Here is a 10,951-nt window from a genome sequence, read left to right on the forward strand (position 1 = left end):
GAATGATGGGTTTATACCGCATGCCGCGCGTGGCTTTGTATCTCACTGTATCGGCGCGGGTGCGGGACACAATACATTGCAGGCCGGTTCATTTCAGCGAGCGCGCGTCTTGCGCTGCGGCGTGGCATCGGCCGCGTCGGCGGTGTCTGCCCATTCGCGCACGGCCTGCGCGAACAGGCGCAGCGCGGCGGGCGGATGGCGATTGGCCGGATAGTAAAGGCAGAGCCCCGAAAACACCGGCCCCCACTCGGCCAGCAGATGCACGAGCCGGCCGGCGGCCACATGCTCGGCCACGAGCGATTCCGGCACCCAGGCCACGCCGACCCCGGCGAGCGCCGCCTCGACCATCAGGTTGAGATTGCCGAGCGTGAGCGGCCCGTCCACGTCGATGCTGGCGCTCTTGCCGCGGTGCGCGAAGTCCCAGCGGAACAGCGCGCCGCTCTCGAAGCGAAAGCGGATGCAGCGGTGCTGCTCCAGGTCGTGCGGCGCGCGCGGCGGCGCATGCTGCGCGAGATACGCGGGCGAGGCCACCGCGCCAAAGCGCATGTCCTGCGTGAAGCGGGTGGCGATCATGTCGCGCGGCACGTCTTCGAGTACGCGCACGCCGGCGTCGAACCCGCCGGCCACGATGTCCACGAGCCGCGAGTCGACCACGAATTCCACGTGAATGTCGGGATAGCGCGCAAGGAACCCCGGCAGCACATGCCGAATGAGCGGGCGCGCCCCCGATTCCGAAGCGCTGATGCGGAGCGATCCCGAAGGCCGGTTGCTCGCGGTCGCGACGTCGTTCACGGCGTCTTCAAGATCGGCCATGGCGGGCCGCACGCGGCTGAGCAGTTGCTCGCCCGCCTCGGTGAGTGCCACCGAGCGCGTGGTGCGGTTCAGGAGGCGCACCCCGAGCTTCGCTTCCAGGTTGCGCACGGTGTGGCTGAGCGCGGACGGCGAGACGCCCAGCACGCGCGCCGCGCCGCTGAAGCTGTGCTGCTCGGCGATGGTCACGAAAGCCGTCAGTTCGGATAAGCCGGTGCGCACCATTTATGAATTTCCCTCAATACCTCATGCAAGTCTAGCGGGATTGTTGAGCGGCGTGCAGCAACCTACACTCGATCGGGTAGAAGGCGGTGCTCGCGTGAACACCGGGGCCGCCCGTCCAATCGCTTTCAAGGAGCAAGACATGCAAAAGCGCACACTCGGCAAGAACGGCCTCGAAGTTTCCGCGTTGGGTCTCGGCTGCATGGGGCTGAGCTTCGGCTATGGGCCCGCCACCGAAAAGACGGACGCGATCCGCCTGATCCGCACGGCGTTCGAGCGCGGCGTCACGTTCTTCGACACGGCCGAAGTCTACGGGCCCTTCGTCAACGAAGAACTCGTGGGCGAAGCGCTCGCGCCGATTCGCGACGAGGTGGTGATCGCCACGAAGTTCGGCTTTCAGGACGGCGACTCGAAGAAGCCCATGGACAGCCGTCCCGAGCGCATCCGCGCCGTGGCCGAGGCGTCGCTCAAGCGTCTGAAGACCGACCGCATCGACCTCTTCTACCAGCACCGCGTCGATCCGAACGTCCCGATGGAAGACGTGGCGGGCACGGTCAAGGATCTGATCCGCGAAGGCAAGGTGAAGCACTTCGGCCTTTCCGAAGCGGGCGAGCAGTCAATTCGCCGCGCCCACGCCGTGCAGCCCGTCGCCGCGCTGCAAAGCGAATATTCGCTCTGGTGGCGCGAGCCGGAACACAAGGTGATGCCGGTTCTGGAGGAGCTGGGCATTGGCTTCGTGCCGTTCAGCCCGCTCGGCAAGGGCTTTCTCACCGGCGCGATCGACGAGCGCACGTCGTTCGACCAGAGCGACTTCCGTACCATCGTGCCGCGCTTTTCCGAGGAGAACCGCAGAGCCAATGCGGGCCTCGTCGAGGTGCTGGGCCGACTTGCCGAAGGCAAAGGCGCTACGCGCGCGCAGATCGCGCTGGCGTGGCTGCTCGCGCAAAAGCCGTGGATCGTGCCGATTCCTGGCACCACGAAGCTTTCGCGGCTCGACGAGAACATGGGCGCGGCCAGTATCGAGTTGAGCGCAGGCGATCTCGCGGCGATTGAAGCGGCGCTCAAGGAGATCCAGGTGGTAGGCGAACGCTACCCGGCGCAGATGCAGCAACGGGTGGATCGCTAAGCTCGCGCGCGCGGCCCGCTCACACCCACAGCCGGTACATCCAGAACGACTCGTCCTCGACATAGCGCTGCGCGAAGTCGGTGGGCGAGAAGCCGGTCATGCGGCGGGTCGTGCGGCTCAGGTGCGCCTGATCCGCGAAGCCTTCGTCGTGGGCGAACGCCGCCCAGTCGAAGGACTGTCCGTTGGCGAGGCGCTCCGTTGCCGCGAAATACGCGCCCTCGGCCTTCACGAGCGAGTGCCACTCGCGCAGCGAACGCCCGCTATAAGCCTTGATGCGCCGCTCCACCTGCCGCGCGCTTTGCGTGCGCCCCCATTCGCGCGCCTGCCACGCAAGACGCCCCACCCAGCGGCGGCCCGCCTGGCGCAGCGTGGCAACGGAGGAACGGTGGCCGCGAAGCGCTTGCCAACGCGGCGCGAGATGGTGTTCGAGCGCCGCGAGCGTCTGCGCATCGTCAGCAGTGCAAAGCAAGGCGTCGAGGAAATGGCCCAAAGTTTCGCGTGCGCACAGAAAGCGATCGTGGACCGTGGCCAGATCGAGATTGAACAAGGCCTTCGCTGCATCGGCGTTGAAGCACACCATGCCGCCGAAACCCGTGGTGGGCGCCCAGCTCGTGGTGGGCTGCGACTGGCTGCCCGAAAGCGTGATCGCCGTGCCGAAGGGCCGCCACAGTGGCCCGTTCGCTGTCGAGTCCACGAGCCCGGCATCCAGTTCGCGATACCACGAGAGACACACGAGCGGCGAGGCCGGAAAATGCGAGAGGCGCTGCGCGTCGTTCAGGTCGAAGCCGCGCGTGTCGCGGCAGGCCACGGCCACGATGGCATCCGCCAACGCCGCAGGAGGCGGATAGAGCCGCGCGTGAGGACGCTCGCCACCGAGCACTACGCGCGGCGCGCGCGCCCATCGGTCGGGACAGGCAATCGGGCTGGGAGGCGTTGCGGTGGACATGACCGCGCAGTATAGGCGAGCGTCGCAAGAGCGTCGATGTCGTTTGCGTTCAAGACGCGCGGCGGCCGTTGGTGTGCAATGCGTGGCATGAATACGCCATCGACCACGCAATGTCCCTTCCATGCGCATGCAGCACGACGCGCGCTGGTTCGCGGACCCATCGGCGTTCAAGCCCGAGCGGTTCGCCCGCGACGCCGTGCCCACCCAGCGCGGCGCGTGGTCGCCGTTCGGCATGGGTCCGCGTGTGTGCCTGGGTCAGCATCTGGCCATGACCGAGATGACGGTGATCGCGGCGATGCTGTTGCAGCGCTGCACGCTCGCGGTGCCGGACGGCATGGCGGCACCGCGTCCTGTGCTCAACGTGACGCTAAGGCCGCAAGCGCCGCTGCATCTGGCGCTCGCACCGGCCTAGCTCAGGCGCGGTGTGCGGCGATCACTGCGCCCCGGCCAACGCCAGCGCGTCCTCACCCGCGACGATGCGAGCCGGAGCCGCAGCATCGGTCGCCGCGCGCCAGACCGCCTCGGCCACGTCCTGCGAGCGTGTGATCGCCGTGGACTGCGCCCACTGTTCGAACACGCGCTGACCCAGCCCGGCATAAGGCTCGGGGATGCTGCCTTCCATGCGTTGCTGCGCGTTCTCGCCAAAACGCGTGTCGGGCGCGCGGCCCGGCAGCACGACGCACGCGCGCACATTGAACGGCGCGAGTTCGTACGCCAGCGACTCCGTGAACGCGTTGACCGCCGCCTTGCTCGCGGAATACACCGCGAGCAGCGGCAGCGCGCGCAACGTCACGCTCGACGTGACGTTCACGACGACACCGCTCTGGCGCTGCCGAAACTGCGGCAGAACCGCCTGCGTGAGCGCGATGGTGCCAAGCGTATTCGTCTCGAACACGTCGCGCACGGTGTCCATCGACATGCCTTCGAGCGCGCCCAGCACGCCGATGCCCGCGTTGTTGACGAGCACGTCGATGGGCCCGGCGGCCTCCACGGCCTCGCGTATGCTCTGCGCCTTCGTGACATCGAGCGCGAGCACGCGCAGGCGCGGCGAGAGCGGCAGCACGTCCTCGCGCGACGTGCGCATCGTCGCGATGACGTTCCAGTCGCGATCGAGAAAGTAGCGGGCGATTTCGAGGCCGAAACCGGACGAGCATCCGGTGATCAAGACGGATTTCATGAAGACTCCTGCGAGTGGGTTGGCAGTACCCGGACGATAAGCCCTTGCAGCTGGACTTGCTACAATCAGAAGTCCACGTTTCATTTGCAGGAGTCCGGTCATGATCGACCCACTCGCGGAAGTGGTCGCGCTGCTCCAGCCGGGCGCCTCGTTCTCGAAACGTGTCAGCGGCGCCGGTGCCTGGCGTATCCGGCGCACGGATGCCGGGCAGCCCTTTTACTGCGCGATCCTCGAAGGCTCATGCCGCCTCGAGGTGGATGGCCAGGCGCCAGTCACGCTCGAACCCGACGATTTCATCCTGATTCCGGAGGCGCACGGCTTCACGATGTCGAGCCTCGATCCGGCGACGACGCCGACCACGGACACCACCCCCGTCGCGCAGCTCAGCGGCGAATACCGGCTTGGCGACCCGAGCGGGCCGGCCAACGTGCAGATGCTCGTGGGTTACTGCGTGTTCGGCTCGCCCGATGCGGCCTTGCTCGTCTCCCTGCTCCCGCAGCTCATCCATGTTCGCGGCGAAAAGCGCCTCGCCACGCTCGTACAACTCGTGCGCGACGAGTCGCGCGCGCAGCGGCCCGCGCGCGAGGTCATCCTCGCGCGCCTGCTGGAGGTGCTGCTGATCGAAGCGCTGCGCTCGACAGGCGATGCGTCGGCTACGCCTGGCCTGCTGCGCGGTCTCGGCGACCCGCGTCTCGCGCCCGCGCTACGGCGCATGCATGAAAGCCCCACCCTGCCCTGGACCGTCGCGCAACTTGCGAAGGAAGCGGCGCTGTCACGCTCGGCGTTTTTTGAGCGCTTCCGGCGAGCGGTGGGGGTTACGCCGATGGAGTATCTGCTCGGCTGGCGCATGGCGCTCGCGAGAACCCTGCTGCGCGGGCAAACGCAGGGCGTGGCCGAGGTCGCGCTGAGCGTTGGCTATAGCTCGGCCAGCACGTTCAGCGTGGCGTTCACGCGGCATGTGGGCGTGCCGCCTGCGCAATATGCACGGGAACAAGCGGCGGAGTTTCGCCCAGCGTTGTGAGGCACCCATTTTTTGCACCATCTTTACGCGCTTCACTCTACGCTGTACTCAGGCGATCCCTGGATCGATCTCCGTGCTTCCGTGCTCATGCGGCAACGCTGGGCCACTTTCTGGCGAGAGCGAGCGTGCTGAAAATACTGATTCCCATCTTTGACCGTCGAGGCGCAGCCGAGGCGGCACGACACAGTGTTTTCCTGTTCTCCGAACATTGCGTGTCCGAAGTCGAAATCCTGGAAGTCCTTGAAGACGTCGCCATCGAGCGCACCAGCGCGTTCTGGTCCGAGGAAGAGCTACGCGAACAAAGCCAGCGTCACCTGAGTCGCGCACTCAGCGAGACCTGCGCGATTCTCGACAACGCCGGCGTGCCTTACACATCGCACTATATGTGCGGCCCTTTCGTGCGAAGCGTGTCCCGCTGCGTCGAAAGCGGACATGCCGACATGGTTGTCGTCGACGCCAGCCATCTCGGGATGCTGCGCAAGTTGGGCATGATCATGAAGGTATGGCGGCTGCGCGCCGCCCCCGTCACACTGCTGCACTAGCGCTCAGTGCGAAATGCTCTCGAGCGACTTGCCCAGCGTGCGCGGCCCCATCAGCCCGATGGAAACCATCACGAGCGCCATGGCACCCGCGATGAAAACAAACACGCCTGTCACGCCGAACTCCTTGAGCGTAAAGGCGATGACGAAGGAACTGAACACGGCCGAGAGCCGGCTCCACGAATAGACGAAGCCCACGGCGCGCGCGCGGATGGCCGTAGGGTAAAGCTCCTGCTGGTACGTGTGATAAGTGAACGAAATGATGTTGCCCGCGAGCGTCAACAGCACGCCGAGCGTGACGATCGCCACCGCCGCCGATGCCTGGCTGAACAGCAAACCGCTCACGATATTGATCGCCGCCATGCCGACGATCACATGCTTGCGCTCGAAGCGGTCGGCAATCCAGTAGCCGAGCAGCGGACCCAGCGGCGCAGCGAGTCCGATCACCGTGGTGTACATGAGGCTCGATGTGACGGTAATGCCTTGCTTCACGAGCAGCGTCGGCACCCAGTTCGCGAAACCATAAAAGCCCACCGTCTGGAAAATATGGAAGAGGATGAGCATGACGGTGCGTTTGCCGTACGGCGGCTTCCACATGTCGGCGAATCCGGCTTTTCGTGGCACCGGGTCGGCGGGGCCGGGTGCAGGCAGCGGCGCTCCGTATTGCCGCGCAACCTTCTCTTCGAGATCCGCCAGCACCGCAGCGGCTTCTTCGGCGCGGCCCTTGCTCGCGAGCCAGCGCGGACTCTCGGGCAAATTGCGCCGGAAGTACCACACAAAGAGCGCGCTAATGCCGCCGAGCAGCACGACCCAGCGCCATCCGTCGAGCCCCAGCATCGTACGCGGCACGAGCAGCCACGACAGAAACGCCACGACAGGCACGGCCGAAAAGCCGATCGCCTGGCACACGGCAAACGCTCTGCCGCGTAGGTGTTTTGGCGCAAGCTCGGAGAGGTAGGTGCCGATGGTCACCAGCTCGACGCCGATGCCCACGCCCGAAACGAAGCGCCAGAAGTTCAGCCCGCTCGCCGTATCCTGGAACGCCATGACCGTGTTCGCCGCGACGTACCACAGCAGCGACCACGTGAAGATGGCGCGCCGGCCAAAGCGATCCGCGAGAAAGCCGCATGCGGCCGTGCCGATAAAGAGGCCGCAAAACAGCGCGGCGATGAAGCTCGCCACACCCGAGGTGCCGAACAGGCCGGGGGTGGTCGGCGTGAGAATGCCGCTTTTGACGAGACCCGGCGCAACATAGCCCGTGTAGAGCAGATCGTAGAGTTCGAAGAAGAACCCGAGGCTGAGCAACAGGATCAGCTTCCATATCGCGCGCGTGGCCGGAAGCCTGTCGAGACGGGCTGAGATCGTGCCGTACTGCGCGCTGCCTTCGGCAAGCGCGTTAGCATCGGCGGTGGGTTCATGGTCGGCGGCGCGCACGCTCGCCGTGCCCTCCAGGATGGCCATGTTTGTCTCCAATGTAGTCATTCGATTCAATTGTTCTTCACATCGCGCTCACGGATAGCGCTCTTTCAATTCTTCAAACGATGCGATCTCACCCGCGAGTGCGCTCGCCACGACGGTCGGCGGACTCGCGAGCCAGACGCGGCCAGGCCCCGAGCGCCCCGGAAAATTGCGGTTGATCGCGCTGATCGTGACCTGGCCCGCGTCGACGGAAGATCCCGGTCCGCAATTGGCGCACGCGCCGCATGAGGGCTGCAGGAGAATAGCACCCACGTGCTCAAACGTCTCGATATAGCCGCGCTCCACGCAATAGTCGCGCACATCGGACGTACCGAATTGCAGATAGAGCTTCACATCGGCGGGCACGCGTATGCCGCGCGCCGCCGCCCACGCGAGCACTTCGTGGTAGTGATCGAAGTCTTCGCGCTTGCCCGCCGTACACGAGCCGCCGTAGGCGATGTCGATACGCGGCCTCGCTTCGAGGTCATGCAGCGCGACGCCGTTGCCGGGGTCGCCCGGCGCGGCGAGCATGGGCGAGAGTTGCGTGCAGTCGATGTCGATGACTTCGGCATAGGTCGCGCCCGGGTCGCTGCGCATCCACGGCTCGATGGCAAACTCGATGCCGCGGCGCTCGCGCAAGAAGCGCACGGTTTCTTCGTCGGGCGCCACGATGCCCGTGAAGCCGCCCAATTCCGCTGTCATGTTCGTGAGCGTCGTGCGCTCGTCGGTGCTCAATTGCGCGATCGCGGAACCCGCGAACTCGAACACCTTGCCTACGCCCGCGCCCGCGCGGATTCCGGGCTGCGCGAGCAGGTGCAGCACGAGATCCTTTGCCGTCACGCCGGGAGGAATCGGGCCGTGAAAATTCACGCGCAGCGACTGCGGCACGTTCATGCGCACCGCGCCCGTCACGAACGCGTTCGCCATGTCGGTCGTGCCCACGCCGAACGCGAGACACCCGAGCGCGCCGCTATGCGGCGTATGCGAATCGGTCCCAACGATAACCTGCCCCGGCAGCGCATAGCGTTCGGCCATCATCGCGTGGGAAATGCCTTCCGAGCCTTCCTTTATGCCTCCGTCGACTTCGCTCAAGTAGCCGTGATTGCGCACCCCATAGTCGTGCGCGAATTGACGGTGTGCAGCCGAAAGCTCGCGTACATCAGGCAGCAGTCCGTTGCGCACATGCAGCTCGCTCTTGTGCGAATAAGAAAGGTGATCCTCGAACGCGAGCAAGGTTTCTGGCTCATACAGCGAAAGCGGCTTGCCGAACGTGGCATGCAGCATGTGCGTGGCCATCCCCGTGTAGTACTCGTGGATGAAACGCCAGTCCGCGCGGACGAAAATGCCCGAGCCCGGCGCAAGCGATCCCCCCGTGTGCGCTGTGCGCAGTCCATGACGCTCGAGGATTTTCTGCGCGTACGTGCGCGGGGCATGACCACCGGCGGACTGCGAGACGGGCTCGATCTGCTGCATGTACCGCGCGCCGTATTTCAGCAACCCGCCGCTGCGCAGAATCGAAGCCGCGAGGCCGTCGCGAGAGGCAACCAGTTCTTCGATGTCGATCGCCTCGCCGCGCAGGATGCGCTCGATCAGACCGAAATCCGTCGACGTGAAAAGGCCAATGTTGTCGGCGTTCTGTCGATAGATACGCTCGAAGCTGCGCGCGATGACGAGCCGGATGCCCGCACGGTATTCCGCCAGCGGGCTGTGCTCGCGCGACGAACCCTTGCCGTAGCGATTGCCGGCCACGGTCACGCTGAATCCGCCGTTTCGTACGGAATCCATACCAATTGGATTGCGCCCGGCCGCATGAAAACCGACATAGGGCACGCGGCCGAGACGATCGTCGAAGCGCGTGAGCACGCTCATGGGCGTGATCTCGTCGGTCGAAACATCGTCTCTCAACGCGTCCGGCGTGATGCCTTCCAGCTCGGCGCCACGCACCGCGCTATTCAATTGCCGCTCGACCTGCTCCGGGTCATTGCAAAGAAACAGCACGCGGCCAGTCAATTCCAGTGTTGCCATCCGATCTCTCCTTGAGAGGAAATCTAGACGGCAGCAGGCGGCGCGATGAAGTGCTCGATCGGCATAGGGGGCATCGCCGTTTGCGATGTCCTCGTTAACCCTCGCACAAAACGAGCGTATCGATCAAGGCCTGCACAGCCCTCAGGCGCGGCGACTTGCGCAACGCGTGCAGGCGCAGACTGCGGCTCGTCGCCCACGGCTCATCGAGCGGGCGGCGCACGAACCCTTGCGAGCCCGCGAAGGCCGACGCCGCACTGGTCGGCACGATGCCGATGCCAAGCCCGGCCTCGACCATGCGGCACTGCGCGTCGAAGCTGTTGACCGTGACCGGAATCTTGAGCGGCACGCGCGCGGCGGCGGCGCGCTCCTTGAGGATCTGGTCGAGCGAGCCGCCTGCCTGCAGCGCCACGAGCGGAAACCGCAGCACGTCGTTGAACGTGAGCGCCTGCACGCCAGCCAGTTCGTGTTCGGGCGGCAGCACCACCATGAGCGGGTCGTTGGCGAAGGGCCAGGAATCGAGCGCGCCGGGAATCCTGCCGTTCGCGGAGATCCCCACGTCGGCGCGATCTTCCAGGCAGGCCCGCACGACCTCGTCGCTGATCTGTTCGGTCAGCGCGATCTGCACGAGCGGGTAGCGCGCCTGAAAGACCTTGAGCCGCTCCGGCAGAAAGCCAACGATCGCGGACGCATTCGCGAACAGGCGCACGACGCCCGCCACCTCGCCGCTGAGCGACTGGACTTCGCGCGCGAGCGACTGCAACTGGTCGTGCACCGCCGCCGCGCGAGAAAACGCGTGGCGGCCGGCCTCGGTCAATTCGACGCCCGAAGGGGAGCGGATGAGCAAGGGCAGCCCCATCGCCGCTTCGAGGTCCGCCATGCGGCGGCTGAGCGCCGAAGGCGCAATGTGATTGCGACTGGCCGCGCGGGCAATGGACCCTTCCTCCACGACCGCAATGAACAGCTCGAGGCTATAGGGATCGATTCGCATGCGCTAAATAATATCAGCAAGTCAATTGACGTCCGACCCGATTTAAATCAGAAAGGCATTTAAAAGGGAAATATAGACAAAAGAACTAATGACATCTGCGCTCTTCAGGCCGCCCAAAAACTGCCGATATAGCCGCCAATAGCAGGTGAAACACGCAATCGATGCAGCAAGCATTACCGAATGCTTTTGAGGTAATTCATACCTTGCTATTGGCGGAAATTCACTAAGTTTCGGTAATTGAAACTGATGTGAATTCGTGTGACATTTTGTTACGTCTGATTTTCACATGCCAGGGGGAATTATCGGTAACATCCGCCGCGCGTCTGACTTCAAGCAGTGACTTCGTAATCTCCGTCCGAAAATATTGCGCACGTCTCCCCTCCTCCAGGGATCCAGCGCAGGGCCGAAATTCCCGACGAGGCAGCCGCAGCGAGAGCGCAATAATTGCTCTCGCGAAAGCAAAGGACAGATACGCACGATCGCGCAATAGCGCGAGCCGCGCGGCGCACGTAGCGGGCGCAGGGCTCATCGAGCCGATGTGCCGCGTCTGCCAAAACTCATTCTTCAGACCTTAGCCAGCCTCTGAGCGCGCAACGCGCGCCGTCGCCGGCTGGGCGTCGCTTTGCCTTTTCGAACACG

The 10,951-nt window shown here is 64.9% G+C and carries 9 protein-coding genes and 1 pseudogene; 4 read left to right on the forward strand and 6 right to left on the reverse strand.

The window, feature by feature from the left end:
- Positions 1-93: 93 nt before the first annotated feature.
- Positions 94-1,035 (reverse strand): LysR family transcriptional regulator, encoded by a 942-nt coding sequence (locus tag FAZ97_RS30215; RefSeq protein WP_158762387.1) that lies wholly within the window; start codon positions 1,033-1,035, stop codon positions 94-96.
- Positions 1,036-1,174: 139 nt separating this feature from the next.
- Here FAZ97_RS30215 and FAZ97_RS30220 point away from each other — a divergent pair, with 139 nt between their 5' ends.
- Entirely contained in the window at positions 1,175-2,158 is a 984-nt protein-coding gene (locus FAZ97_RS30220) for an aldo/keto reductase (protein WP_158762388.1), read from the forward strand.
- A 19-nt stretch (positions 2,159-2,177) separates the two neighbouring features.
- On the opposite strand, the gene FAZ97_RS30225 is transcribed toward FAZ97_RS30220, so the two are convergent.
- Entirely contained in the window at positions 2,178-3,104 is a 927-nt protein-coding gene (locus tag FAZ97_RS30225; RefSeq protein ID WP_158762389.1) for a helix-turn-helix domain-containing protein, read from the reverse strand.
- Positions 3,105-3,228: 124 nt separating this feature from the next.
- On the opposite strand from FAZ97_RS30225, the pseudogene FAZ97_RS30230 reads away from it, so the two are divergent.
- Positions 3,229-3,516: pseudogene (locus tag FAZ97_RS30230) on the forward strand (cytochrome P450); the annotation flags it as partial.
- A 21-nt stretch (positions 3,517-3,537) separates the two neighbouring features.
- On the opposite strand, the gene FAZ97_RS30235 reads toward FAZ97_RS30230, so the two are convergent.
- Complete coding sequence (locus FAZ97_RS30235) at positions 3,538-4,281, reverse strand: SDR family oxidoreductase (RefSeq protein ID WP_158762391.1); 744 nt, start codon at positions 4,279-4,281, stop codon at positions 3,538-3,540.
- A 100-nt stretch (positions 4,282-4,381) separates the two neighbouring features.
- On the opposite strand from FAZ97_RS30235, the gene FAZ97_RS30240 reads away from it, so the two are divergent.
- On the forward strand, positions 4,382-5,302 hold the full coding sequence (locus FAZ97_RS30240; protein WP_158762392.1) for an AraC family transcriptional regulator: 921 nt from the start codon (positions 4,382-4,384) through the stop codon (positions 5,300-5,302).
- Between the two features lie 125 nt (positions 5,303-5,427).
- Positions 5,428-5,844 (forward strand): universal stress protein, encoded by a 417-nt coding sequence (locus FAZ97_RS30245; RefSeq protein WP_158762393.1) that lies wholly within the window; start codon positions 5,428-5,430, stop codon positions 5,842-5,844.
- A 3-nt stretch (positions 5,845-5,847) separates the two neighbouring features.
- Here FAZ97_RS30245 and FAZ97_RS30250 read toward each other — a convergent pair whose 3' ends face one another.
- The 3 genes from FAZ97_RS30250 to FAZ97_RS30260 all read right to left on the reverse strand — a co-directional run bounded on the left by FAZ97_RS30250 (position 5,848) and on the right by FAZ97_RS30260 (position 10,312).
- Positions 5,848-7,302: an MFS transporter gene (locus FAZ97_RS30250; RefSeq protein ID WP_158762394.1), complete on the reverse strand. Its 1,455-nt coding sequence runs from the start codon at positions 7,300-7,302 to the stop codon at positions 5,848-5,850.
- A 48-nt stretch (positions 7,303-7,350) separates the two neighbouring features.
- On the reverse strand, positions 7,351-9,324 hold the full coding sequence (locus FAZ97_RS30255) for an aconitase family protein (protein WP_158762395.1): 1,974 nt from the start codon (positions 9,322-9,324) through the stop codon (positions 7,351-7,353).
- Between the two features lie 94 nt (positions 9,325-9,418).
- On the reverse strand, positions 9,419-10,312 hold the full coding sequence (locus FAZ97_RS30260; protein ID WP_158762396.1) for a LysR family transcriptional regulator: 894 nt from the start codon (positions 10,310-10,312) through the stop codon (positions 9,419-9,421).
- Positions 10,313-10,951: the final 639 nt, after the last annotated feature.

It is taken from the genome of Paraburkholderia acidiphila, assembly GCF_009789655.1.
Lineage (GTDB): Bacteria > Pseudomonadota > Gammaproteobacteria > Burkholderiales > Burkholderiaceae > Paraburkholderia > Paraburkholderia acidiphila.